The sequence below is a fragment of the Flavobacterium sp. genome (assembly GCF_965277525.1).
In the GTDB taxonomy this organism is placed as follows: domain Bacteria; phylum Bacteroidota; class Bacteroidia; order Flavobacteriales; family Flavobacteriaceae; genus Flavobacterium.
The window spans coordinates 1,430,419-1,455,548 of sequence record NZ_CBDIDC010000005.1; the positions used below are offsets into that span (position 1 = coordinate 1,430,419).

At 33.2% G+C, this 25,130-nt stretch carries 23 protein-coding genes; 17 read left to right on the forward strand and 6 right to left on the reverse strand.

Annotated elements, in window-relative coordinates:
* The first annotated feature begins 13 nt into the window (after positions 1-13).
* The 7 genes from ACQY44_RS14480 to ACQY44_RS14510 all read left to right on the forward strand — a co-directional run bounded on the left by ACQY44_RS14480 (position 14) and on the right by ACQY44_RS14510 (position 10,854).
* Positions 14-220, forward strand: a complete 207-nt coding sequence (locus tag ACQY44_RS14480; protein WP_428231201.1) for a hypothetical protein — start codon at positions 14-16, stop codon at positions 218-220.
* A 125-nt stretch (positions 221-345) separates the two neighbouring features.
* Positions 346-942 (forward strand): lipoprotein signal peptidase, encoded by a 597-nt coding sequence (locus ACQY44_RS14485; RefSeq protein ID WP_428231034.1) that lies wholly within the window; start codon positions 346-348, stop codon positions 940-942.
* 85 nt (positions 943-1,027) lie between these two features.
* Entirely contained in the window at positions 1,028-4,186 is a 3,159-nt protein-coding gene (locus ACQY44_RS14490) for a UvrD-helicase domain-containing protein (RefSeq protein ID WP_428231035.1), read from the forward strand.
* 81 nt (positions 4,187-4,267) lie between these two features.
* Positions 4,268-5,461: a glycine C-acetyltransferase gene (kbl, locus tag ACQY44_RS14495; RefSeq protein ID WP_428231036.1), complete on the forward strand. Its 1,194-nt coding sequence runs from the start codon at positions 4,268-4,270 to the stop codon at positions 5,459-5,461.
* A gap of 113 nt (positions 5,462-5,574) precedes the next feature.
* Complete coding sequence (locus tag ACQY44_RS14500; RefSeq protein ID WP_428231037.1) at positions 5,575-7,056, forward strand: OmpA family protein; 1,482 nt, start codon at positions 5,575-5,577, stop codon at positions 7,054-7,056.
* 64 nt (positions 7,057-7,120) lie between these two features.
* A complete protein-coding gene (locus tag ACQY44_RS14505; protein WP_428231038.1) occupies positions 7,121-9,886 on the forward strand; it encodes a PD-(D/E)XK nuclease family protein in 2,766 nt (921 codons plus the stop codon).
* A 293-nt stretch (positions 9,887-10,179) separates the two neighbouring features.
* Positions 10,180-10,854: an ATP-binding cassette domain-containing protein gene (locus tag ACQY44_RS14510; protein ID WP_428231039.1), complete on the forward strand. Its 675-nt coding sequence runs from the start codon at positions 10,180-10,182 to the stop codon at positions 10,852-10,854.
* A 7-nt stretch (positions 10,855-10,861) separates the two neighbouring features.
* Here the strand turns inward: ACQY44_RS14510 and ACQY44_RS14515 are convergent, their stop codons facing one another.
* Entirely contained in the window at positions 10,862-11,014 is a 153-nt protein-coding gene (locus ACQY44_RS14515) for a hypothetical protein (protein WP_428231040.1), read from the reverse strand.
* Positions 11,015-11,293: 279 nt separating this feature from the next.
* Between ACQY44_RS14515 and ACQY44_RS14520 the strand changes: the two genes are divergently transcribed.
* Positions 11,294-11,614 (forward strand): hypothetical protein, encoded by a 321-nt coding sequence (locus ACQY44_RS14520; RefSeq protein ID WP_428231041.1) that lies wholly within the window; start codon positions 11,294-11,296, stop codon positions 11,612-11,614.
* A gap of 18 nt (positions 11,615-11,632) precedes the next feature.
* Complete coding sequence (locus tag ACQY44_RS14525; protein WP_428231042.1) at positions 11,633-12,007, forward strand: hypothetical protein; 375 nt, start codon at positions 11,633-11,635, stop codon at positions 12,005-12,007.
* Between the two features lie 77 nt (positions 12,008-12,084).
* On the opposite strand, the gene ACQY44_RS14530 is transcribed toward ACQY44_RS14525, so the two are convergent.
* Positions 12,085-12,861, reverse strand: coding sequence for an alpha/beta fold hydrolase (locus ACQY44_RS14530; protein WP_428231043.1), 777 nt, complete (start codon positions 12,859-12,861; stop codon positions 12,085-12,087).
* A gap of 264 nt (positions 12,862-13,125) precedes the next feature.
* Positions 13,126-14,418 carry an aminopeptidase P family protein gene (locus ACQY44_RS14535; protein ID WP_428231044.1) on the reverse strand — a complete coding sequence of 431 codons (1,293 nt, stop codon included), beginning with the start codon at positions 14,416-14,418 and terminating at the stop codon, positions 13,126-13,128.
* 484 nt (positions 14,419-14,902) lie between these two features.
* Here ACQY44_RS14535 and ACQY44_RS14540 point away from each other — a divergent pair, with 484 nt between their 5' ends.
* Positions 14,903-15,586 carry a hypothetical protein gene (locus tag ACQY44_RS14540; RefSeq protein WP_428231045.1) on the forward strand — a complete coding sequence of 228 codons (684 nt, stop codon included), beginning with the start codon at positions 14,903-14,905 and terminating at the stop codon, positions 15,584-15,586.
* A gap of 71 nt (positions 15,587-15,657) precedes the next feature.
* Here ACQY44_RS14540 and ACQY44_RS14545 read toward each other — a convergent pair whose 3' ends face one another.
* Positions 15,658-16,071: a helix-turn-helix domain-containing protein gene (locus tag ACQY44_RS14545; RefSeq protein WP_428231046.1), complete on the reverse strand. Its 414-nt coding sequence runs from the start codon at positions 16,069-16,071 to the stop codon at positions 15,658-15,660.
* 193 nt (positions 16,072-16,264) lie between these two features.
* Between ACQY44_RS14545 and ACQY44_RS14550 the strand changes: the two genes are divergently transcribed.
* From ACQY44_RS14550 to ACQY44_RS14560, 3 genes are read left to right on the forward strand one after another with little or no spacing between them, the layout of a single operon-like run.
* Positions 16,265-17,620: a polymer-forming cytoskeletal protein gene (locus tag ACQY44_RS14550; protein WP_428231047.1), complete on the forward strand. Its 1,356-nt coding sequence runs from the start codon at positions 16,265-16,267 to the stop codon at positions 17,618-17,620.
* A 7-nt stretch (positions 17,621-17,627) separates the two neighbouring features.
* On the forward strand, positions 17,628-18,245 hold the full coding sequence (locus tag ACQY44_RS14555) for a hypothetical protein (RefSeq protein ID WP_428231048.1): 618 nt from the start codon (positions 17,628-17,630) through the stop codon (positions 18,243-18,245).
* Between the two features lie 27 nt (positions 18,246-18,272).
* Entirely contained in the window at positions 18,273-18,710 is a 438-nt protein-coding gene (locus ACQY44_RS14560) for a GNAT family N-acetyltransferase (RefSeq protein WP_428231049.1), read from the forward strand.
* 80 nt (positions 18,711-18,790) lie between these two features.
* On the opposite strand, the gene ACQY44_RS14565 is transcribed toward ACQY44_RS14560, so the two are convergent.
* Positions 18,791-18,997, reverse strand: coding sequence for a bacteriocin-like protein (locus tag ACQY44_RS14565; protein WP_428231050.1), 207 nt, complete (start codon positions 18,995-18,997; stop codon positions 18,791-18,793).
* Between the two features lie 261 nt (positions 18,998-19,258).
* Here ACQY44_RS14565 and ACQY44_RS14570 point away from each other — a divergent pair, with 261 nt between their 5' ends.
* A complete protein-coding gene (locus ACQY44_RS14570) occupies positions 19,259-19,999 on the forward strand; it encodes a LytTR family transcriptional regulator DNA-binding domain-containing protein (protein WP_428231051.1) in 741 nt (246 codons plus the stop codon).
* A 101-nt stretch (positions 20,000-20,100) separates the two neighbouring features.
* The gene (locus ACQY44_RS14575) at positions 20,101-20,667 is read left to right on the forward strand and encodes a hypothetical protein (protein WP_428231052.1); all 567 of its coding nucleotides are present in this window, start codon (positions 20,101-20,103) and stop codon (positions 20,665-20,667) included.
* 66 nt (positions 20,668-20,733) lie between these two features.
* Here the strand turns inward: ACQY44_RS14575 and ACQY44_RS14580 are convergent, their stop codons facing one another.
* A complete protein-coding gene (locus ACQY44_RS14580; protein ID WP_428231053.1) occupies positions 20,734-22,095 on the reverse strand; it encodes a hydroxymethylglutaryl-CoA synthase family protein in 1,362 nt (453 codons plus the stop codon).
* A gap of 321 nt (positions 22,096-22,416) precedes the next feature.
* Between ACQY44_RS14580 and ACQY44_RS14585 the strand changes: the two genes are divergently transcribed.
* Together ACQY44_RS14585 and ACQY44_RS14590 are read left to right on the forward strand one after the other, a co-directional pair.
* On the forward strand, positions 22,417-23,082 hold the full coding sequence (locus ACQY44_RS14585) for a succinate dehydrogenase cytochrome b subunit (protein WP_428231054.1): 666 nt from the start codon (positions 22,417-22,419) through the stop codon (positions 23,080-23,082).
* A gap of 15 nt (positions 23,083-23,097) precedes the next feature.
* The gene (locus ACQY44_RS14590) at positions 23,098-25,098 is read left to right on the forward strand and encodes a fumarate reductase/succinate dehydrogenase flavoprotein subunit (protein WP_428231055.1); all 2,001 of its coding nucleotides are present in this window, start codon (positions 23,098-23,100) and stop codon (positions 25,096-25,098) included.
* Positions 25,099-25,130: the final 32 nt, after the last annotated feature.

Consider the following 25,130-nt stretch of genomic DNA (forward strand, 5'->3'; position numbering starts at 1 on the left):
ACAAATGGCTAAAGTGTTGAAATTCAAAGATGTAAACTCTGATGTGGAAAGCAGAATGAGGGATTTTGAAAAAATTCGTATTAAGTTTAAAACTGATGTAAAAAAAGCTGAAGCTAAAAAAGCAGCTGCCGGAAAAGAAGGAAAAGGTATTCTTAAGTCTATTTCTGAATTTTTTAGTGATACTCCAAAGGCACCAAAAGAGTTAAATGGTAAAAAATAAACCTTACAGGAAGGAAATAAAAGTAGTGTAATACGTTTCTGTTTGTGTGAGAAAAGAATTAACGCTCCATTAGGAGCGTTTTTTTTGATTAAATTGTTACTTTTGCCCCATCAAAATTTAATAAAATGTCATTACCCAAAGCGTATTTTCTTATATTCTTAGTTTTAATTGTTGATCAGCTTTCAAAAATCTATGTAAAAACAAATTTTGTTTTAGGCGATGAAGTTGTGGTTTTTGACTGGTTCAGAATTCATTTTATAGAGAATGAAGGGATGGCCTGGGGAACAAAAATACCGGGACAATACGGAAAATTAATTTTGACAATTTTTAGAATTTTTGCTGTATTCGGAATTGCATATTGGTTATCTGATTCGATTAAGAAGCGTCATTCTGCTTATTTGATTGTTGCAATCGCGTTAATTTTTGCCGGTGCAGCAGGAAATATAATCGATTCTGTTTTTTACGGAGTTATTTTTGATGACAGTCATGGTAATCTGGCGACCCTTTTTTCACCGGAACCTTACGGTACATGGTTTCATGGTTTAGTAGTAGATATGTTTTATTTCCCAATCTGGAGAGGTACTTTGCCTACTTGGTTTCCTGTTTGGGGAGGAGAAGAGGTTTCTTTTTTTAATGCTATTTTTAATGTTGCCGATATGGCGATTTCTACAGGAGTTGGGATTTTGTTGTTTTTTAATAAAAGAGCATTTCCAAAACACTAAATCTGATTTTGTATTACGGAATTTTTAGGTTTTGTAATTAATAGTATTTTTAGAAGTTCTATTTTTGCATTATAAAACAGAACTTATGCAAAGTCCATCTTTTTCTATCTATGATGCATCTGCAGGTTCGGGCAAGACCTATACTTTGGTGAAGGAATATCTCAAAATTATTCTTTCTTCTGCTAAAAATGATGCTTATCGAAATATTCTGGCAATAACTTTTACCAATAAAGCTGTTCATGAAATGAAAAGCCGAATTGTGGGGAGTTTATCTGAATTTGCCAAAGAAGAACCTTCCGGGAAAGCAATCGATCTAATGGAAGATTTATCTCGTGATACGGGACTTTCGATCATTAAAATAAAAATAAAATCTCAAAACATAATTAAGCATCTTATTCATAATTATGCTGCTTTTGATATTTCGACAATTGATAAGTTTACACACAAAGTAATTCGTGCTTTTGCGCATGATTTAAATTTACCCATGACTTTTGAGGTCACTTTAGATACAGAGAATTTATTGATAGAAGCTGTTGATGCAATTATTGCACAAGCTGGACAGGATGAAACTTTGACGAAATTACTGATTGATTTTACGATGGAAAAAACCGACGATGATAAAAGTTGGGATATTTCACGAGAAATTCTGGAAACAGGAAGGTTGGTTTTGAATGAAAATAATCGAAATGAGATTTCTCATTTTCAAGATACGTCTATTGAGGAGTTTGTAGCAATAAAAAAGAAGATGTTGGCTCTTTGTAAAGAGTTAGAAACCGAAAATGAAAATTTTGCTATTGAAACGCTTTCTTTAATTGATAAAAATGGGATCGATTTAAAGTCGTTTTCCAGAGGGACTTTTCCAAACCATTTGGAAAGTATTCGTGACGGAAAATTTAATCCCCGAAATAAAACTTTTCATGAATTCGATGATATAGCGATTAATAAAACGGCCAAAGACAAAGCATTAATCGAAAATATAATTCCGGACCTGCTTCTGATTTTGGAGAAGATTTATAAGAATTTTGAAAAAAGAGATTTTTATAAAGCATTTCTAAAAAACATCACCCCGCTTTCTCTTCTGAATACAGTTAGTAATGAGCTGGCGAAAATACAATCCGAACAAAACATTTTGTCAATTTCTGAATTTAACGCCATCATTCATCGCGAGATCCAGAATCAGCCGGCTCCATTTATTTATGAGCGTCTGGGTGAAAAATACCGTCATTTTTTTATTGATGAATTTCAGGATACTTCAGAAATGCAATGGCAAAATCTGATTCCGTTAATTGATAATTCGCTTTCCGGTATGGATGATTTGGGGAATAAAGGAACTTTGATGATAGTCGGTGATCCTAAACAGTCTATTTATCGTTGGAGAGGCGGGAAAGCAGAACAGTTTATAGAATTGAGTAAAGAGGCAAATCCGTTTAATAACCCGGATAAAGTAATAAAACACCTTGATACAAATTATAGGAGTTACAGTGAGGTAATTGATTTTAATAATGCTTTTTTTAAATTGATTTCCACTGAATTTTCAAATGAAGATTACAAAGATTTGTATGAAAATCATAGTTTTCAAAACTCAAATTCCAAAAAAGGAGGTTATGTCAATATTTCTTTTCTTCCGATAATTGAAAAAAGTGATTTTGCCGATGAAGAAGAAATGATAGAAAAATCAGATTTGTATGTTCTGGCAACTTTAAATACAATTCAGAAAGTAGTTCGTGAAGGCTTTGAATATAAAGATATCGTAATTCTGACTCGAAAAAGAGGTCAGGGAATTGCGGTGGCAAATTATTTGACAGAACAAAATATTCCGCTACTCTCTTCAGAAACATTGATGATTCAAAGTTCTACTGAAGTTCGATTGATTGTGCATTTGTTGAAGTATTTAAACAATAGTGTCGATTTAGAATCAAAAGCTAATTTTCTGCATTTTTTGGCTTCGAACAAAGCAATCGAAATGCCGGTGCATGATTTTATTGCACAGGGAATGGCACAAAAGGCTGAAATTGATTTTGAAAAATGGCTTTTAACCTTCGATGTGGCACTTTCTTTTGAAAACATTCGAAAAAAATCGCTCTACGAAGCCGTAGAAATTATCATTTCAAAATTTGTTCCCTTTTCAGAAGGAAATGCTTACGTGCAATTTTTTCTGGATATTGTTTTAGAACGCGATATTAGAAATCAGGCTGGAATTGCTGACTTTCTTAGCTATTGGGATAAAAATGGGGATAAATTTAGTATTCCCTTTCCGGAAGGAAATAATGCAGTTCGAATTATGACCATCCATAAATCGAAAGGATTAGAATTTCCGGTTGTAATTATGCCTTTTGCGGAAGAAGATTATAATCGAAAACCAAAAGATAAATTGTGGCTCGATACAGAAGATGCTGATTTGGGTGTTCCTAAAGCTTTGATTGATAATAGTAGCGTGGTTGAGGGTTTTGGTGAAAGTGCCTCGGCTCTTTTTAATTTGAAAAAACAAGAAGAATTGCTGGATAATATTAATGTTCTGTATGTTGCATTAACACGCGCAGAAGAGCAATTGTATGTTATATCGCAATCCTTAAAAGAGAGAAAAGATGGTGATTTTCCAAATAATATGGCTTCTTTTTTTATTAAATATCTTGTTCATCAAGGTGTTTTTGATCCTGAGAAACCGGAATATGAATTTGGAAATAAAGCTAAACTTTCGCCACCAACGAAATCAGTTGATTTGGTAAAAATAATACCGGTTGTTTCAGAGGTTTTAAATCCAAAAAACATCAGAATAGCGCAGCGTGAAGCCTTAATGTGGGGAACGCATCAGCAGGAAGCGATAGCATACGGGAATATAATTCACGAGATTTTGGCTTTTATTAAAGATAAATCAGATGTTGATTTGGCAATTACCAAAGCGATCGAAAATGGTTTGATTACGGTTGATCAGATAGATATGGTTTTGAAATCGCTTCAGGAAATTGTAAATCATCCGGAATTAAGGATTTGTTTTGATGGGAATTATGTTATTTTAAATGAGCAGACAATCGTTCAGAAAGAAGGACGGATTTTGAAACCGGACAGGATTGTTTTAACTCCAGATAAAGAAGCTTATCTGTTGGATTATAAAACGGGTGTTATAAATTCAAAATATGCACGGCAAATCCAGGAATATCAGGAAGCTATTGAAGATTTAGGATACAAAGTGTTAAAAAAAGCTTTGGTGTACATAGGAACAGAAATCGATGTAGTAAATTTGTGAAGAAATTAATCAGGTGTTAAATGATAATTTGGCTTTTGAAAGTGTTGAGTTGTTAATTTTTAACATTTTAAATAAATAAAAATGTACGGTAAAATAAAAGAACATTTGCAAAGTGAGTTGCAAACTATTGAGGAAAACGGAATTTTTAAAAAAGAACGAATAATAACTTCTGCACAAGATGCTGAAATTACTATTTCGACCGGAGAAAAAGTATTGAATTTTTGTGCGAACAACTATTTAGGGCTTTCATCGCATCCTGAAGTGGTCCAGGCCGCAAAAGACGCTATGGATACTCATGGTTTCGGAATGTCATCAGTGCGTTTTATTTGTGGAACTCAGGACATTCATAAAACTTTAGAGAAAAAGATTGCTGATTTTTATGGTACGGAAGATACAATTCTGTATGCGGCAGCATTTGATGCAAATGGTGGTGTTTTTGAGCCTTTATTGGGAGAAAATGATGCAATTATTTCAGATAGTTTAAATCATGCTTCGATTATCGATGGCGTACGTTTGTGTAAAGCAGCTCGTTATCGTTATGAAAATAGCAATATGGAAGATTTAGAGCAGCAATTGATTAGAGCAAATGAAGCGGGAGCTCGTTTTAAATTAATTGTTACTGATGGAGTCTTCTCAATGGATGGTGTTGTTGCTCCTTTAGATAAAATTTGTGATTTGGCAGATAAGTACGATGCAATGGTTATGGTGGATGAGTGTCATGCTGCCGGATTCATTGGTGCAACTGGTAAAGGTACGCTTGAGGCAAAAGGTGTTATGGGTAGAGTTGATATTATAACCGGTACCCTGGGTAAAGCACTTGGTGGAGCAATGGGAGGTTATACAACGGCCAAAAAAGAAATTATAGAATTATTACGTCAGCGTTCAAGACCATATTTGTTTTCGAATTCGTTGGCGCCGGCTATTGTGGGGGCTTCGATAAAAGTCTTCGAATTATTAGAAAAAGACACTTCCCTACGTGATAAATTAGAGTGGAATACGAATTATTTTAAGGAAGGAATGAAAAAAGCCGGTTTTGATATAATTGACGGAGATTCGGCAATCGTTCCGGTGATGTTATATGATGCTAAATTGTCGCAGAAAATGGCTGATGAGCTTTTAAAACAAGGTATTTATGTAATCGGATTCTTCTTTCCGGTCGTGCCAAAAGAAAAAGCGAGAATTAGGGTTCAATTGTCGGCTGCACATACCAAAGAGCACTTAGATAGAGCTATAGAGGCATTTATAGTTGTCGGACAGATGTTAAAAGTTATATAATTTCCACTTGAAGGAATTTTTGTAGGTTTTTTTTAACATTTCATTTTGTATTTAAAAAATTTGGTGTTACTTTTGCTTGTAATTAACTAAATTGTAATTAAAAAAAATTAAGTATGAAACATCTTAACAAACTTTTAGTTGCTGTGATGATGGTGATGGGTTTAAGTTCTCACGCACAAGACAGTAACAATCCATGGGCTATCTCTTTTGGAGTTAATGCCGTTGACACTAGAACCAGTTCTGGTGCAGGAAGTGGTTTCTTTGATCAACACTTTTCTCAGCCATTCGCTGCAAAAGACAACTGGAATATTCTTCCTTCTTTATCTTACATTGGTGTGTCTAGATACGTAGGTAGTGGTTTCTCTATTGGTTTACAAGGTTCTGTAAACAAAATTGATAAATATGTTACTTTTCTTCCAACTGCTCCAGGGCATGATTCAAGAGGTAACGTTGTAACTAATCCTGGTGATTTGATGTATTATGGAATTGATGCTACTATTAAATATAGCTTCCAGGAATTAATCAAATCTAAAGTAATCGATCCTTCGTTATCTGTTGGTGGAGGTTATACTTTCTTTGGCGATAGTAGTTTTGGAACAGTTAATCCAGGTGCTGGAATAACTTTCTGGTTTACTGATGCTATTGGTCTTGAGCTTGCTACAAGATACAAATGGGCGGTTAGTGGTGATAGACAAGAACCTAATGGAACTGCTACTACTCCTGGAACTCCAGATGCTGTGTCTCACTTTCAACACACTGCTGGTCTAGTTTTCAAATTCGGAGGTAAAGATACTGACGGAGACGGAATCTACGATAAAGATGATGCTTGTCCAGACGTTGCTGGTTTAAAACAATTCAACGGATGTCCTGATACTGACGGAGACGGAATCGTTGACGCTAGTGATGCTTGTCCAACTGAATTTGGTTTAGCTGCATTAAACGGTTGTCCAGACAGAGACGGAGACGGAATTGCTGATAAAGATGATGCTTGTCCAGATGTTGCTGGTCCAAAACAATTCAACGGATGTCCTGATACTGACGGAGATGGTGTTCCAGACAAAGATGACAAATGTCCTACAGTTGCTGGTCCTAAAGAAAATGGTGGTTGTCCTTTCTTAGACGCTGACAAAGATGGTGTAGCTGATAAAGATGATGATTGTCCTACAGTTTACGGTCCTGCTAGCAATAGAGGTTGTCCTGAAGTTACTTCTGAAGCTTTAGAAGATCTTAAAGTTCAAGCTAGAGCAGTTTACTTTAACACAGGAAAAGCTACTTTCAAAACTGGAGACAAAGAAACTCAAGCTAGATTAGATGCTATTAAAGAAATCCTTAAAAACTATCCAAACGCGAAATTCTCTATTGAAGGACACACAGATAGTACAGGTTCTGCTAAAATCAACGACAAACTTTCTCAAGAAAGAGCTGACGCTGTTATGAATGCATTAATCCAAAGAGGTGTTAATCCAGAAAACTTAGTTGCTAAAGGATTTGGATCTTCTCAACCAGTTGCAAGTAATAAAACTGCTGCAGGTAAAGCACAAAACAGAAGAACAGAAATTAGACACATTGGTTCTAAATACCAAGGTAAAATCTAATTTACTTTCTAAATAAAAACTAAAAAGCCATTCTTAATTGAATGGCTTTTTTTATTTTTATCAAATGATAAATACTTCTTTTCTCGGAAAAATAGCAACCGTTGTAATTCAGGATTATTCGGGTAAACTTGCTGAGACGACTATTGTTTTGCCTAATAAAAGAGCCAAGGTTTTTTTGATTGAAGCTTTAAAAAATGAAACCAAGAATACAATTCTTTCTCCTGAAATTGTTAGTATTGAAGATTTTGTACAAGATGTTGCATCAATACGTTCTGTAGACTCGATAGAACTTTTATTTGAGTTTTATGAAGTTTACCTTTCTGTAACTGAAAAACAACATCAGCAATCCTTTGAGTTGTTTGCGAATTGGGCTAAAACACTTTTACAGGATTTTAATGAAATTGATCGCTATTTATTAGATCCAACTCATGTTTTGTCTTATTTGAATGATATAGAAGATATCAAAAAATGGGGAATTGAAGTTGAAAATAAAACCAAACTTCTGGAAAATTATATTGATTTCTGGAAACTTTTGCCCTTGTATTATAATTCACTCTACCATCATTTACTGAATAAATCAATAGGATATCAAGGTTTGATTTATAGAGAAGCAGTGAATAATCTAAATCACTTTTCGAATACTGTTTCAAATAGAACTTTTATTTTTGCAGGTTTTAATGCTTTAAATGCTGCTGAAGAAAAAATCGTACAACATCTTTTAGCACTTGATCAGGCTAAAATTTATTGGGATGTTGATCAAACGTTTCTCAATGATCCTTATCATGATGCGGGACTTTTTGTTCGACGTTTTAAAGAAAGTTGGAAACATTATAAAACAAATATTTTTGAATGGATTGTAGATGATTTTTCTCAGTCAAAAAATATTCAGGTTATAGGAACTCCTAAAACTATTGGTCAGGCCAAATTAGCAGGAAGTATTATTGAAAATATAATCAATGAAAATCCCACCACATCTCTTGATAAAGTTGCTATAGTGCTTGGCGAAGAAAACTTATTAATGCCGGTCTTGTATTCATTACCCTCATCTGTGGGAAGTTTGAATATTACTATGGGATATTCCGGGAAGAATAATCCGTCTCAAATATTGATTGCAAAATTATTCAAAATGCATACCAATGCACTTTCCCGAAAAGGTGACAGTTATGTTTTTTATTATAAAGATGTGCTTGATATTTTAACGCATCCCTTAGTAGAACCTTATGCGAATGCGAGAAGCTTAGTGAGAATTATAAAAGAGAATAATTATACTTTTATTACTCATAACCGAATTATAGAACTCAATTCAAATCCATCACAATTATTTAGTTTGCTGTTTCAGAAATGGGAAAATGGATCAATTGCTGTGCTCGAAAATGTATCGGCACTTTTGCTTTTGATAAAAGAGAATTTCAGTAATGATAATGAAGAGGAGAAAATTGCAAAAGCTTTTGTTTTTGCTGTTTTTAAAGTAATTAATAAGTTGATTAATTATTATTCACAGCATAAGCATATTGATAATATTGATACTTTGCATGCTATTTATAAGCAAATTATTGACGTTGCAGAGGTTTCTTTTGAAGGGGAGCCACTTCATGGATTACAAATAATGGGAGTGCTTGAAAGTCGTGTTCTGGATTTTGATACCGTAATTGTAACTTCTATGAACGAAGGAAAGTTTCCTGCCGGAAAATCTCAAAATTCCTTTATTCCTTATGATGTCAAAAGAGAATTAGGTTTGCCAACTTTTAAAGAAAAAGATGCTATTTATACCTATCACTTTTATCATTTACTGCAAAGAGCCAAGAATATTTATCTCATTTATAATACCGAAAATGATGGATTGGATGCCGGTGAACGAAGTCGTTTTATTACGCAGTTAGAAGTTGAGAAGCAGTCGAAGCACAATCTTACTTTTGATATTTACAATCCTGTTTTGCCGACAACCGCATATGAGCCAATGCTGGTTCCGAAATCTGATGCTGTAATGGAACGCTTAAGGGAAATTGCAATTGCAGGCTTTTCGCCTTCAGCTTTGACGAGTTATATTCGAAACCCGTTTGAGTTTTATTTTCAAAAGATTCTACGTATTCGGGAGGTTGAAGAAGTAGAAGAGAATATAGCTTTAAATACACTGGGGACAATCATTCATGAAACTTTAAAAGCATTGTATGATCCTTTTGTTGGAAAATTTATTTCGGAAACTGATATTCAAAATTGTTTTAAATTGTTGGATGATGAAGTTCTGAGGCAATTTAAAGTAATTTATAAAGAAGGCGAAATTAAAAAAGGGCGTAATCTTTTGGCTTTTGAAGTGGCAAAACGTAATGTTTCTAATTTCTTGAAAATGGAATTAGAGTCTGTCAAAAATGGAGATGCTATTAAAATTATAGCTTTAGAAAAAACATACGAGCGTGAACTCATTCATCCTAATTTGCCATTTCCGGTCTTAATTAAAGGAAATGTCGATAGAATTGAACTACGCAACGGAAAAATTAGAATCATCGATTATAAGACAGGAAAAGTAGAGAAAACGAATGTTGTGCTTAAGTCATGGAACGGTTTGACACAAGATCTTAAAAACGATAAAATCATTCAGGTCCTCGCTTATGCGTTTATGTTTGAAAACGAAGCGGCTGGTTTACCTATCGAAGTTGGAATTATTTCGTTTAAAAACCTAAAATCCGGTTTTCTTCCTTTTGGGTTTAAAGAGGACAAAGAGTTGGATATTACTGTAACAAGAGAAATTTTGAATAATTATCTTGAAGAAATTGTACTATTACTGACTGAAATTTTTAATGTTAATATTCCATTTGAGGAAAAAATAAATTAGGCTATCAGAAAGTTAAATAACATTTTTGAATTTTTCAAAACCACTTTAGTGATCAACTTATCAGTTTGTGCTATTGCTGTTTTACTGACTGGCTTTGATTACTTCTTTGTGGTCTTTTTAAGCTTTGGCTTTCTGATGAGTATTGGTTTTAAGGAATTATACCGTAAAAACGATTATCTGTTTTATTCGAATAACGGAATTTCGAAAATACTCCTTTTAGCTTGCAGTTATCTTTTGACTTTCTGTACGACGATTTTTATCGGTTTAATTACTTTTTTAATAAAAAGCCTATTTTGAAAAAGCACATTTTAGAAGTTGACGGAATTCAAAAAAAGTTTGGCGAAAGAGTAATTCTTTCAGATGTTTATCTGAAATGTGAAACGTCTGAAATTATTGGTTTATTAGGAAGAAATGGTTCTGGAAAATCAACTTTGCTGAAAATTATTTTCGGAATTGTATCAGCTCCAAATAAGTGTATTAGGATTGATTCTGTGTCGAAAAACAATGAAAATAATTTATGCAATGAGATTAGTTATTTATCGCAGGAGCAATTCATCCCAAATCATTTGTCTGTAAAAAAGGCGATTTCATTATCGATCGATAAACAAAAGATAACGTTTTTCTGTAAGGATAAATTTATTCAGTCAATTCTAAATAAAAAGATAGATCATCTGTCTAGTGGAGAATTGCGATACCTCGAAATCAAAATAGTGCTTTTTAACCCCTCAAAGTTTGTTTTGCTGGATGAACCTTATAACGGATTGTCTCCTGTGATGGTAGATGTGGTGAATGAATTGATAAAAGTAAATTCGCACAGAAAAGGAATTGTCATTACGGATCACAATTATCAAAATGTAATCAAAATTTCGACTCGATTGCTTTTGATGAAAGATGGTAAGTCGCACTATATCAAAGAAAAAGCTGAACTTGTAGATAAAGGGTATCTTACTAGTTCAGCTTTATTGTAAATATTTTTTAGCTAAAGATCTTTTTAAAAAAACCTTTTTTTGCTTGCTCTTGCACGTTTGGATTATTTATGCTTCCGTTTTCAAAACGAAATCTTCTAAATTTCATCAATTTTACATTCAGGTCAAAACGTACTTCGTCAACAGTTTTCATTTCGTTCATTTTTTTGTGCAAAGCTATGAAAAACTTCCTGTAAAGAAGATTTGTAATAAATGTTAAAATAATATTTAAGATATCTGAAACAGAAAGTTATTTTTTTAGATAAATCTTCTTTTTTTATTAACGTTTTTTACAAAGTTTATTTTAATAATTAAGAAACACTATCGTATAAATAAAAGTGGTTCAAATGGTTACGTGTGTGTTTTTTTTAACAAGTGTTTATCGGACAATTCTGTTTATTAAAATATCTTTGACCCTTCTTAAAAATGATACAATAGCAATATGATTGATTTAAATACACTTGTAGAGGAAACCGGAGCTGAATCCGGATTGAGTTTTAACATAGATGGCATCTTGCTCGAATCGGTTAATTTAGAGTATGACGGGAATGTAGCGGCGATGATTGGAATGATCTTGAAAATGTGCTTAGAGATGTCTGAAGATGTTAATAATGGAGATCTTAAACAAGTAATGATTAAGAACAAAGAGGGTATTGTGGTGGCTAATAAAGATGAGTCAGACAACTGCGTTGCGCTACTTTCTAAAGATATAAGTAAAATGGGACTTTTGTTACGCAAGATGGATACCGTTTTTAACAATTAATTTAAATACAATTAAAACATGTCAGATTTTTTACAGAATTTTCAAAACGATTTAAAAGAAAATATTAACGGATTTATTGCTGTTTCAATAACTGAAGTTGAAACCGGAATGTCTTATTCTTCCCTTTCTTTAAATCCAAATTTTGACCCGGAATTAGCATCTGCTTATAATCTAGAAGTTGTAAAAGCAAAATTAAGCGCTATTAAAGCTTTAGGATTAGATCAAAAAATCAATGATATCTTAATTACACTAACAGATCAAATACACATTATAGATGTATCTGAAGATGGTAAATATTTTATTTATTTAGCTGTTGATTCAACAAAGGCAAATCTTGGATTAACAAGAGCTACTTTGTCTAAATTCAAAAAAGACATTATTTCAAAACTATAATTTTTGCCCCCAATAATGAGGAAAGGCCGTTTCAAAAATTTTTTGAACGGCCTTTTTTGATTTTTATACTTTCTGATTTATTTGAAGAAATCTAATAATATAGTCTTTAATTCTTCTTTGTTTTCAATCTGGCTCATATGTCCATCATCAAAAGAAACCAGTTTTGCAGTTGTATTTTCGATTTGAGAAATGCTTTCTTCGTAATTTAAAACAGGATCTTTTTTGCCTAAAATCAATAAAACAGGAAATAGATTTTTTCGTAAAAGCGATTCTCTGTCTTTTCGTATTTTCATTCCTTCAAGCGAAGCTACGATTCCTTGCAAAGGCGTTTTTAAAGCCTGTATCTTTGCTTCTTCAATTTCTTCAGTCAATCTGGTTCTGTTGTTTTCGCTGAATAAGTTACCAATAGCAAGACTTACAAAGTTGACATAATTTTGTTTTACCGCTTTTATAGCGCGATTTCGGTTTATTTTTTTCTCGTGACTGTCTGCTTTTGATGTAGAATTTAGCAGAACCAATTTATTGATGTTCTTCGGGAATAATTCGGCGAAAGCCAAACCAACATAACCGCCCATAGAGTGACCCACAATTGTGGCTTTTTCAATCTTTAAATGTTTTAAAATTTCCTGAACAACATTGGCATTCTCTTCCATAGAATGCACATATCCCAAAGAATCAGACTCGCCATGCCCTAATAAGTCGATCGTAATAACCTGATGTTTTTCAGAGAAAAGAGCAACATAATCCTTCCACATTTTTTTGTTTTCAAGAAAGCCGTGAAGCAAAACAATTGCAGTTCCCTGACCTGAATCAGAATAAGAAATCTTGGTATTTTTATATAAAAGAGTTTTCAAAATAGTGTTTTAAGGTTTGTCGACGAAAATTAAATTTCTTTCGCCACGAATTACACAAATTTACGCGAATCAAAGGCAACTTCAAAAATTGAATTGCACGAATTTTAATCGTATTTTTTATAAGTGAAATAAAAATGAATAATAATTAGTGAAAATTCGGGAAATTCGTGGCGAATTTTTTAAACTTTAATTCAAAAAAAAGACGGCCAACATTTCTGTTAGCCGTATCTTGATTCTATACTCTTTCTTCTATTTTCTTCCTTCTTAAGAATTCATCAAACTTTCGATTTCATCAACTTCAATCGGAATATTGCGCATCAGGTTAAAAGGTTCTCCTTTTTCCTGAACCACAACGTTGTCTTCCAGACGGATTCCGAAACCTTCTGCCGGAATATATATTCCAGGTTCAACAGTAAAAACCATGTTAGCTTTCATAGGTTCGTGTAGCAAACCATAATCGTGCGTGTCAAGCCCCATGTGGTGAGAAGTTCCATGCATGAAATATTTTTTGTAAGCTGGCCATTCCGGATTTTCGTTCTGAACATCGGCTTTGTCAATTAAACCTAAACCAAGTAATTCAGATGTCATGATTTTACCTACTTCGATATGATATTGTTTCCAAAGCGTTCCCGGAGCCAACATTTTTGTAGCTTCGTTTTTTACTCTCAAAACAGCATTGTAAACTGCTTTTTGACGATCTGAGAATTTTCCAGAAACCGGAATTGTTCTCGTCATATCGCTTGAATAATTCGCATATTCTGCCGCAACATCCAGTAAAATTAAATCGCCGGCTTTACATTGTTGATTGTTTTCGATGTAATGCAAAACGTTAGCATTATTTCCCGAAGCAATAATTGGTGTATAAGCAAAACCTTTAGAACGGTTACGGATAAATTCGTGAACCAGTTCAGCTTCGATTTCATATTCGGTAACATTTGGTTTTACAAACGATAATAATCTACGGAAACCTTTCTCTGTAATGTCACAAGCATGCTGAATCAAATCGATTTCTTCGCTTTCTTTTACAGAGCGAATACGTTGCAAAATTGGGTTGCTTTTTGCCACATTGTGAGCAGGATAACGTTCTTTCCACCATTTTACAAAACGAGCTTCGCGAGTTTCAGTTTCAACTGTTGCGCGGTAATGTTCGTTTGTGTTAATGTACATCGTATCCGCATACGTCATCATTTCGTTCAAAACTTTATGAAAATCCTGCAACCAATAAACAGTTCTGATACCTGAAACCTGAAAAGCACGTTCTTTTGTCAGTTTTTCACCTTCCCAAATTGCGATATGTTCGCTGGTTTCTTTCAGGAAAAGCATTTCTTTTTGATTTTCATACGGCGCATCCGGAAACAAAAGCAAAATACTTTCTTCCTGATCTACACCGCTCAGATAAAAAATATCCCTGTGTTGCGCAAATGGCAAAGTACTATCAGCACTAACCGGATAAATGTCATTTGAGTTGAAAACGGCAACACTGTTAGGTTTCATTTCTGCCGTGAATTTTCTGCGATTTTTTACAAAAAGAGCGCTGTTTATTTGATGATATTTCATAATTATTTCGTTTTTGAACTTCGAATTTCAAAATTAGTGATTTTTGAAGAAGTGACGTATGATTGATTTATTAAAGTTTTCTTATTTGTTTGAAGTTTTTACTCTCGCAGATTGAGCAGATTTATTTATCTTGGTTTTATTACATCTAACCCAATATTGTCATTTTGATCCCTAAGCTTCGGGAGAGAAATCTCCGAAAGTAACTCTACAAAGATTGATAAGCTTTTGGGCGTGTCCCTACGGGTCGGGCTTTCGGTTATATCTTTTATTCCGTCCCGATAGCTATCGGGAAAAATAAAACAATACCGCCTCTATCCCTTACGCATTAGATTTAGTAAGAATATGTTTGAATTTAATTAAAATATATCAATTGAAATACTACTTTAGCATTTAATATAAAAATGAAAGCATAAAGTTCTTTAAAATCAAATGTTTCTCATTTTATATTAAAAAAAAATAATTATTAAAAACTATTATCCTGAAAATGAGAATTCAAAATTTATTTATTTTTTGTATGCTGACTTTATTTCAGCTCATGACTGCACAAACTTACGAATTACATAATTCGATAAATTTTAATAATGTTGATGATGGGCGAGATGTTCCCGATGGAATTACCTGGTACAAAATATCTCCTTTATCTTATGGAATATATAGAACGAGTGGAGGTTGGAATGGGCCAAATTTTCAACAGTTAAAAATAGCTTTTGATACAGGTATTATTATTGATGGGGGAACTAATTTTGGGAAAAGCGGTACAATCATACAGCCAAATGGAGGAAACGTTGGAATTGGGACAGTTAATCCAGCTTACAAACTAGATGTTTGCGGTACAATTAGAGCAAAAGAGATAAAAGTTGATTTACTGGGGGGGTGTGATTTTGTTTTTAATGATGATTACAAATTGATGGATTTGAATAAATTGGAAGAATTTGTAACTCGAAATAAACACCTTCCAGAAATTGCTTCAGAAAAAGAAATGATTGCAAACGGACTTGAAATGAAAGAATTTCAGATGAAGCTGTTACAAAAAATAGAAGAGTTGACTTTATATACGATTGAGCAGAACAAAAAACTGGAAAAGCAAAATAAGAGAGGTGAGAAACAGGAACAAGAATTAAAAATGCTAAAGGCTAAAATAAAAAAAATGGAGTCAGTTAAGAAATAAAAAAATAACCATAAAAAAACCGAAGCATCAAAAACTTCGGTTTTTCTATAAATATATTTTTCACAAAATTATTATTTCTCCCTCAATAATTTTTCCAAATAAGCAGCTTTCTCTTTTTCAGCCTGAAGCAATCTTTCATAAAGTTTTTTATTCTCCTCAAAAGCTTCAAGAAGTTTATCTAATGGATTAAAAGTACAATTATAACTAATTGCAGAACCGTTATTATTTTCGATTTCTATAGTATTTCCAATAATATTAAAAACAGCTTCTTCTGAGAAATTCTTGATTACATCAGCAGGTACGCCCAGAGCGTCGGCAATCGCTTTTAGTTTTTCGTCATCAACGCTTTCGCTTCCTTCAATATTAGAGATGGTTTGCTGACTTACGCCAATTGCAAAAGCAAGCGCTTCTTGTTTCATGTTTTTAAGCTCTCTAATTCGGCTAATGTTGCGCCCAATATGTTTTGGTTTTGTATCTGTGCTCATAGTTCAAAGATATTTAAAATTCTTTTACATTTTTTGTTTTGGTAGAAAACAAGTATTTGCTTGTGCGATACATTTTGTAAATTGTTTTCTCGATTGTAAAAATACAATTTTTCTGACTATTGTTGATTTTGATAGTAGAATTGTGTAATCTTGATAGTAGAAAAAAAAATCAATTTCGATTAATAAAAATAAAATGCAGCATCCAAATTTCAAACTAACAACCATAAGAGAAGTCAAAATACAATATCCATTTCTAATCGACCACGAAGGATTTGATTATTTTGAAGAATGGGACGATCAGGATTTCTTTTTAGTTTCAGACAAAGATGTAAATTTTGAAGGCAACTTTTATTTAGATCTTTATGAAGAGAAAGAGAAAAAATGGCTTTCGAATTTATTAAATCTGTCATTAAAGGAAATCGAAAAAATAAGAATCGAAGGGATTTTAATAAACGGAAATTGCTTCACAAACGGAACCATCATAAATGCCGAAGGCGATTACGGACCTTATGTTTTTATTAAAGGAAATGTTACCTGTCAGAGTTTGTTATTAGGTGGTTCACATGTCGAAATAGAAGGTAATGTTACAGCCAAAGAAGTGGTGATGACTTCGTATAATCACGGAAATTTTAAATGCTCGGGTGTTATCGAAGCTCCTGTTTTTATTGTAGAAGATCATAATGCCAATTTTGCAGAGCGAAAAAATGACTTGTTTTATTATAATGACAGAGCAAATGATTTCGACCCAAAAAATGATTGCGAATATGATGAGGATCTTGATGAGGATATTATCTCAGTCGAATTGCGAAAACATCTCGATAATCCGTTAATAGAAACTCTCGAAGAATTAAAGCGCGAGTTAGAAAACGGAGAACTCATTTTAAAACAAAATAATCCACCTGCAAAAACGTCTGAATATTGGCAGAAACGAGTAATGTCAAATTATAGGGATTTAAAGTTAGTTCCGCCTCAATTTAAGAATATAGAATTGTGTGAGTTGGCATTGAATAAAACCTTTCATGCGTTGCCATATGTTAATCCGGAATTTATTACGGCTGAACTTTGCGAGAGAGTAGTTGATAAAGATGGATTTGCGATTCAGAAAATACCGGATGAGTTTATAACAAAAGAACTTTGTTTAAAAGCAGCCAAAAGCGGAACATTGATTTCGTTGATTCCGGTTGAATTTTATTCTGAAGAACTGATTTTAACGACATTCAAAAACGGTAAACATGAGCCAAATATCAACGATGTTCCTTCTGAATTTATTACAGAAAGTTTACTTGAAGAATATGTAAAAATAGGTAAAGGATTATGGCTCGACAAGGTTTGTAAAGAAAACGGAAAAGATAAATTATTTATTTTAAAGCGCGTAATTGATTCCGGAATAAATAATCTTGACGCTGTTTTTGGAAATCATTTTAGTGAAGAAATAGTAAAATATGCTTCATCCATTTATAACAATGAAAATCAAAAAGAGGAATGGAATAATTATGTTCAGAAATATAAAGTTAAATTTGAGCGTCTTGAGTTGAATGATTATTTATAAAGATGTTATGAAAGAACTTATAATAGAAAGTAAAGGAATAAGGACATATCATTATTTTATACCGCCATTTGAATTAAGAGAAGGAGAATTGGTTATTATTTATTTAGAAGGAGGTTTCCATTTTGACGAAATGAAAGCGCAATTGGTGGCTATTTTTGCAGGAAAAGCATATCATGAGAATGTAAAAATAATAAAGCCGTTGACTTTTGCAGCACCAATCGAAGAATCAGCACTAAAAAGAATATTTAATCCGACGAGTGTGGGCAGATATTTGAAAAGGAATGCAAATCTAAAAAATTCAGTTTCAAGAATTTTCGAAATCGATAATTTTACTAAAAAAGACAAGGTGAAAAATCTTGATAACAGTGAGAGAAAACGACTTTCATTATGTGCAGTTTTTTCAAAAACAAAATATGTATCTTTTGACCTTAGGGGAGAAGGAGCTGCATATTTTGATAAAACATATCAATTTGCTAAGAATGAAATTAAAAACAATGGAGCTACTATTTTAATTGACTGGGCTAACGAATTGGAAAATGATTGTTCAAAATTTATTGCAATTGAATGGTTAGCAGATCTTGAAAAGATTGGTAATAGAAGTGTCGCTCTTTCTCGAATGTATTAATAAATTAACGTTTTGATTTATAGGTTTATGGGGTTAAATATCAACATTAGAAAAGTAGGAAAACAAGATTTTGATTTTGTTTACCAGTCAATTTGTGAACTCGAAAATGAAATTTTAGATTTTGAAGTTTTCAGGAAAATTTTCAATGAAAATATTTCGAACCCAAAGAATTTATATCTACTCGCAGAAAATGAAAATGAAGGTGTAGGACTTATTAGTTTTCATACACAAAACCTCCTGCATCATTGCGGTTTGGTTGGCGAAATTCAGGAGTTTTTTATTGATCAAAATCATCGCGGCAAAGGCATTGGAAGACAATTAATAAATGAAATCATGCAGTATGCCGATCAAAATAACCTGAAAAGTATAGAAGTAACCACCAATAAAAGACGGGTAGAAAACGTGTTGATTTACGAAAATCTTGGTTTTGGCTTAACGCATAATAAGTTTACGATTTATAAGTAAGGTTTCCGGTGATGAAAAAATTGAACATAAAAAAATTGCTATCGACAAGATAGCAGTTTTAATAAATTGAGGATTATGTGTTATGATAATCCATATTCCATACAGCGACCTTTTCCTGATGTCTGGTATATATACCAACCACATGAGTTTGTGCCTATAAGAGTTTTTTCTTCACCCTCACATAGCGGCCATGGTTCGCAGGTTGAGCCAATGCCACCACCATTAATTGATTTCAATTCTTCTTTTGATAATTTTTGTAGGTTTGATAAATTTTGTAAGTTTTTCATAGGTAATTTGTTTTTTGATTTTCCTAGTGTATAAGTTTTTTGGATATTAGTTTGATAAAAATACAAATTATTTTTAGACAAATACTTACAAAAAAAAGCTTTGAGGTTTTAATTGATTTTTTTAACAATCTGCAATCTTCTTGTTTTTTGTGTTTTTATTTTAATTGCTCATTTCGAAAATATCTCAAAAACTCGTGATTCTTATTTAAAGAAAGTAAGATTAAAGTTTAATATTGTACATTAATAATTACCTTAAAAAAGATGAAAGAATTAAACCCGAACATAAAACATCATTTAATAGTTGGTTTGCTAATTGGTGTCTGGTTATTTGTTTTTGCTTTTATCATAAAACCTTTCGACGACGGTACTATAAATTTTAGAGCCTGGTTTTTAATTAGTTTTGGTTTTAGCATAGTGGCATTTTTATGTTATGCTTTTTTAGCTATTATTCAAGAAAACTTTTATAAAAGAATTGGAAAGTGGAATATTGTTTTAGAAATAACAGCCATTTCTCTTTTTTATTTGATATATTTAATTGGAGTTTTTACCTTTTATAAAAGTCCAATTCTAAATGGCGGTTATAATTTTTCAGAATTCTTTTCGATAATATTTATAAAAGTTGCTTTAATTTTGACTCCCGTAATTATTCTGGCAAGAAGATATTTGATTAAGTTAATTCCGCTAAAAGAGGATGTGTTACTATTTAGAGGAGAAAATAGGTTAGATGTTTTAAAAATCAAAAAAGAAGATCTGGTTTGTGTTTCAGGCGCTCAAAATTATGTCGAAATTTTTTATGTTGAAAATGGTAAACTTACCTCAAAACTACTTCGCACATCACTCAAAAAAGTGCAGGAAGATTTTTCTTTTTTAATGCAAATACATCGTTCTCATTTAATAAATCCTGTGCATTTTAAATCCTGGAGAAATCAAAATACCCTTATTTTAACTCAAATAGAGCTTCCTGTTTCTAAAAATTATAAAGAAGCTTTATTGGCATTATAATTCCGTACCTAAAACCGATAGTTTTGTACCAAAGCCCATAAAATGAGAGTTTCCGGGAGATTCTCTTGTTAGTTTTGTCTCATCAATTTAAAAAATTAATTATGACAACAAAACAGCTTTGCCTTCTCGGATTATTATTTTTACTGATCAGTTATTTATTCTTTTCAAAAGTTTTACCGGACTTTCAACTACCAATCGATTTTGCGCATTGGTTTAACTTAACTGGAGCATGTTTAATGCTATTTTTCAATGCTGTTTTTCCTAAAAGCATACTGAGTTTGGTAGCCTCAATTCTAACTATTTTAGGTGTTATTGCTCATATTGGTCTTTGTACAATCGATTTTATAATGTGGAGTTTTGGTAACGATGATGTTGGCAAAGAAGCTTTAAGTAATCAAATCAGTAATACGCCTTCTATTCTTTATCCATTTGTAGTTGTTGGCCCTTCGTTGCTTTTTGTTGGTTTGGCGGTACATGCTTTTAATTTTATCAAAACAAATACTGTAAGTTCATTAATGGTTATTCTTTCAGCGCCTGCAATAGGTTTTTCGTTTTTTGTTTTGAAAAATGGAATTTATATGTTGTTGAGTTGTGTGATTTTTGTTGTGGGATTGGGTTTGTTGCTTTTTAGGAACGAAAGGAAAGTAGTGGAGAATGAAAAAGCTTAAAAACCGGAGCAGTTCTGCTGCGGTTTTTAAGCTTTTATTGGAATTTGGGATTTCAAAATTTGGAAGTTATCCAATCCATTTATAATATCTCGCTCCAATCAAATTCGGAATTTCTTTTTCGATTCGATCTAAAATCCATTCGTTTTTAGGAGTTCTGATACTTTGTTTTTGTTCTTTTTTGTGAAGGCTTTCATAAGTTTCAAAATCAATTTCTATGCTTTCTTCCAGATTTTCAAAAAGTTTGGTTTTGGCTAAAGCCGATTGCCATTCCGGTTGAATTGTTCCTTCGAAAACTTTTGATTTAGATCCACTTCCATAAGCAAGGAAACCAAATTTAGTTCCGGCAACTTCTTGTTTTGTATCATAATAATGAGCTAAAGTCGATAAAAGTCCCATGAAAATAGAACCTGTATAAAGATTTCCTATTAAAGACGAAGCCAATTCTGCAGGTTGTAATTTCTCTGTAACGAACTTTCTGTATTCATCAGATTTTCCAACTTCTTTAATTTTAGTCTGATAATCTGCCGGTTCAATATTTTCTGAAATAATTTTATCAGCGTGATCTAAAGCATAAATTTCAGATAACATTCTGCGTCCCTGAAAAGAATAAGGAAGGTGCATAATAATGCTGTTCCAGGTTTTGTATAAAGTTTCGGATGTGTTTTTTAATTTTTTGAATGAAAAGTAAGCATTACGCGTACGATCCATATAACACTGGTTCGAATATTGTCCGTCAAAAACCGGTTGATCTTTGTGAATCTCAATTTCGGCTTCCAGATTATCAAACCAAGGATCATTGTTCTCGTTTTGCGCAATCTGTTCTTTTGAGATAGTTCTGTAAGGTTTGAAAAAATCAAAAACCCCTTTTGTACTCGTTGCCCAATTTTCATCAAAAGCAATAATTCTGGGGTTCGAAGTTACTAACATTGCAATAGCTCCGGCGCCTTGCGTATATTCTCCGGTAGAGTTTAAATCGTATTTGGCAAAATCAGTAGTTACTACAATGGCTTTTTTGTTTGGATTTAGTTTTACAAAATCAATACAGTTTTGCAAAGCGTCAACGCCGCCAATACAAGCAAATGTAAAATCGACAACATCACATTCAGCCAAAGAATCTTCGCCGAATTTTTGTTCCATCAAACTGATTAAGAAAGAACTAATGGGTTTCGAACTGTCGATTCCGCTTTCTGTACCCACATAAATCCGGCTAATTTCGTTTAGATTTATATTGTTATCAGTAATAAGTTTAGTCAAAGCATTTGCTCCAAACACAACGGCATCCTGATGAACGTCCGGTAAAGTCATTTTGATTAATCCGAGACCTTTTTCTAGTTTTTCGGGTTCGATATTTCTGGCAATAGCCAAAGTTTTTATGGGTAAATGTATGTTGGCTACGTCAAAAGAGATAGCGTCAATTCCTGTTTTCATTCTGATTTTTTTTCAAGCCGATAAAGGTAAAATTATGCTATTAAAATTCACTTGTTTTAACTCAATAAAATCGCTGAAGACTTTATTTTTGAGGAAAACAAATCAAAAACCTGCAAAAAATAACAATTTAGTAATTATATATAAACCAGGAATTTGTTAAAATGGCTCGTGAAAAAAATCTATTTTCTTGTTTTTAAATAATTTGCAATAATATCTTAGAAAGCTCTTTAAAATGATTATAAATAACAACGAAATGGTTGTAGTTCATGTCTAATTGCTTTATTTTTGTATAATTTTTTAAAACAAACTACTTAAACAATTATGGCACAATCTGCACTATTGAATGCTTCCATCTTAAAGAAAGTGGCTATGGCCCTTTCGGGAATATTCTTAATCACGTTTTTAGCGCTGCATGTTTCCTTAAATTTTATTTCTATTATTAGTAAAGATGTTTTTAACGAAGCATCTCACTTTATGGGGTACAATCCGCTAATTCAATATGTAATGCAACCTGTTTTGGCAATCGGAGTAATTTTCCATTTCGTAATGGGATTCGTATTGACTGCACAAAATAGCGCTGCAAGACCAATTGCTTATGCAAAATACAACGGAGCTGCTAATGCTTCATGGAGTTCTAGAAATATGATTATTTCTGGATTGGTTATTTTAGCTTTCTTAGGATTGCACTTTTACGATTTTTGGTTTCCTGAAGTTACCTATAAATATATTGCAGGTACAGCACCGGATGCTACAAGGTATTATGGCGAATTAGTTCATAAATTTCAAAGCCCGGTTCGTACAGCATTGTACTGTGTGTCTTTTATCCTTTTAGGATTTCACCTTTGGCACGGATTCGGTTCATCTCTTCAATCAATGGGGATGCACAATAAATATTCCAGATTTTTAAGTAAAGTGGGTTACGGGTTTGCAGTTGTAGTACCGGCACTTTTCGTAATTATCGCATTATTTCATCATTTCAAACAATAATTAATATCAATTATAATGGCATTAGATTCAAAAATTCCACATGGCCCAATATCGGACAAATGGACAGATTATAAAGATCATATTAATTTAGTGAACCCTGCAAACAAACGTAATTTAGATATTATTATTGTTGGTACAGGTTTGGCTGGAGGTTCAGCTGCGGCTACTTTGGCTGAGCAGGGATATAACGTAAAAGCATTTTGTTTTCAGGATTCACCTCGTCGTGCGCACTCTATTGCAGCACAAGGTGGTATCAATGCAGCAAAAAATTATAAAGGTGACGGTGACTCGGTTTACAGATTATTTTATGATACTGTAAAAGGAGGAGATTATCGTGCACGTGAAGCAAACGTTCACCGTTTGGCTGAAGTTTCTACTAATATTATTGACCAGTGTGTAGCTCAAGGGGTGCCATTGGCTCGTGAATATGGTGGATTATTAGATAACCGCTCTTTTGGAGGAACTTTGGTTTCCCGTACTTTTTACGCACAAGGACAAACTGGTCAACAATTATTGTTAGGAGCTTATTCTGCAATGAACCGTCAGATTGGTCGTGGAAAAATAAAAATGTACAACCGTCACGAAATGTTAGATATTGTTATCGTGAACGGAAAAGCGAGAGGTATTATCGCTCGTAACTTAATCACTGGAGAAATAGAAAGACATTCTGCTCACGCGGTAGTAGTTGGTTCCGGAGGATACGGAAACGTATTTTTCTTGTCAACAAATGCTATGGGAAGTAATGCAACAGCAGCCTGGAAAATACACAAAAAAGGAGCGTTTTTCGCAAACCCTTGCTACACACAAATTCACCCAACATGTATTCCGGTTTCAGGAGATCATCAGTCAAAACTGACTTTGATGTCTGAGTCGTTACGTAATGACGGTCGTATTTGGGTTCCTGCAAAACAAGAAGATGCAAAAGCGATTCGTGAAGGAAAGAAAAAAGCAACTGATTTATCTGAAGCTGAGAGAGATTATTTCTTAGAAAGAAGATATCCTGCTTTTGGTAACTTAGTACCTCGTGACGTAGCATCTCGTGCTGCAAAAGAAAGATGTGATGCTGGTTTTGGAGTTAATAAAACCGGAGAAGCTGTTTACTTAGATTTTGCTGCAGCGATCAAACGTTACGGAACTGAGGAAGCTTTTGTAAAAGGTTTAGATGCTAATGATGCTGCATTGGTAACAAAATTAGGAGCTGAAATCGTGAAAAGTAAATACGGAAACTTATTCCAGATGTACTACAAAATCGTTGATGAGGATCCTTATACAACACCAATGATGATTTACCCTGCGGTTCACTACACAATGGGTGGAACATGGGTTGATTATAACTTAATGACTACAATTCCGGGATGTTTCTCTATTGGAGAATCTAACTTCTCTGATCACGGAGCAAACAGACTTGGAGCTTCTGCTTTGATGCAAGGTTTAGCTGATGGATATTTCGTATTACCTTATACTATTGGAGATTATTTAGCTCCGGATATTAAAATGGGAGAAATTTCTACAGATTTACCGGAATTCGTAGCAGCAGAAAAAGAAGTAAAAGATCAAATCGACAGATTTATCAATAATAAAGGAACTCACTCTGTAGATTATTTCCATAAGAAATTAGGAAAAATCATGTGGGATAAAGTAGGTATGGCTCGTAATGCTAAAGGTTTAGCTGAAGCTATCGAAGAAATTGCTGCTTTACGTGAGGAGTTTTATAAAGATGTAAAAGTTCCTGGAAGCGCTAACGAATTTAATCAGGAATTAGAGAAAGCGACACGTGTTGCCGATTTCTTAGAGTTAGGAGAATTGTTCGCAAAAGATGCATTACACCGTAATGAATCTTGTGGAGGTCACTTCCGTGAAGAATACCAAACAGAAGAAGGAGAAGCACTTCGTGATGACGAAAACTTTGCATACGTTGCAGCTTGGGAATACAAAGGAAAACCAAGTGATGCGGTATTACACAAAGAACCTCTGGTTTACGAAAACATTAAATTAGTACAGCGTAGTTACAAATAGCAATTAGTCAAAAGACAAAAGTCTTAAAGTCA

Excerpts from the sequence above, each read along its gene's own strand:
- ACQY44_RS14485 (WP_428231034.1), top strand. The coding sequence starts at position 346 with ATGTCATTACCCAAAGCGTATTTTCTTATATTCTTAGTTTTAATTGTT.
- ACQY44_RS14490 (WP_428231035.1), top strand. The coding sequence starts at position 1,028 with ATGCAAAGTCCATCTTTTTCTATCTATGATGCATCTGCAGGTTCGGGC.
- kbl (WP_428231036.1), top strand. The coding sequence starts at position 4,268 with ATGTACGGTAAAATAAAAGAACATTTGCAAAGTGAGTTGCAAACTATT.
- ACQY44_RS14500 (WP_428231037.1), top strand. The coding sequence starts at position 5,575 with ATGAAACATCTTAACAAACTTTTAGTTGCTGTGATGATGGTGATGGGT.
- ACQY44_RS14505 (WP_428231038.1), top strand. The coding sequence starts at position 7,121 with ATGATAAATACTTCTTTTCTCGGAAAAATAGCAACCGTTGTAATTCAG.
- ACQY44_RS14515 (WP_428231040.1), bottom strand. The coding sequence starts at position 11,014 with ATGAACGAAATGAAAACTGTTGACGAAGTACGTTTTGACCTGAATGTA.
- ACQY44_RS14520 (WP_428231041.1), top strand. The coding sequence starts at position 11,294 with ATGATTGATTTAAATACACTTGTAGAGGAAACCGGAGCTGAATCCGGA.
- ACQY44_RS14525 (WP_428231042.1), top strand. The coding sequence starts at position 11,633 with ATGTCAGATTTTTTACAGAATTTTCAAAACGATTTAAAAGAAAATATT.
- ACQY44_RS14535 (WP_428231044.1), bottom strand. The coding sequence starts at position 14,418 with ATGAAATATCATCAAATAAACAGCGCTCTTTTTGTAAAAAATCGCAGA.
- ACQY44_RS14540 (WP_428231045.1), top strand. The coding sequence starts at position 14,903 with ATGAGAATTCAAAATTTATTTATTTTTTGTATGCTGACTTTATTTCAG.
- ACQY44_RS14545 (WP_428231046.1), bottom strand. The coding sequence starts at position 16,071 with ATGAGCACAGATACAAAACCAAAACATATTGGGCGCAACATTAGCCGA.
- ACQY44_RS14550 (WP_428231047.1), top strand. The coding sequence starts at position 16,265 with ATGCAGCATCCAAATTTCAAACTAACAACCATAAGAGAAGTCAAAATA.
- ACQY44_RS14555 (WP_428231048.1), top strand. The coding sequence starts at position 17,628 with ATGAAAGAACTTATAATAGAAAGTAAAGGAATAAGGACATATCATTAT.
- ACQY44_RS14560 (WP_428231049.1), top strand. The coding sequence starts at position 18,273 with ATGGGGTTAAATATCAACATTAGAAAAGTAGGAAAACAAGATTTTGAT.
- ACQY44_RS14565 (WP_428231050.1), bottom strand. The coding sequence starts at position 18,997 with ATGAAAAACTTACAAAATTTATCAAACCTACAAAAATTATCAAAAGAA.
- ACQY44_RS14570 (WP_428231051.1), top strand. The coding sequence starts at position 19,259 with ATGAAAGAATTAAACCCGAACATAAAACATCATTTAATAGTTGGTTTG.
- ACQY44_RS14575 (WP_428231052.1), top strand. The coding sequence starts at position 20,101 with ATGACAACAAAACAGCTTTGCCTTCTCGGATTATTATTTTTACTGATC.
- ACQY44_RS14580 (WP_428231053.1), bottom strand. The coding sequence starts at position 22,095 with ATGAAAACAGGAATTGACGCTATCTCTTTTGACGTAGCCAACATACAT.
- ACQY44_RS14585 (WP_428231054.1), top strand. The coding sequence starts at position 22,417 with ATGGCACAATCTGCACTATTGAATGCTTCCATCTTAAAGAAAGTGGCT.
- ACQY44_RS14590 (WP_428231055.1), top strand. The coding sequence starts at position 23,098 with ATGGCATTAGATTCAAAAATTCCACATGGCCCAATATCGGACAAATGG.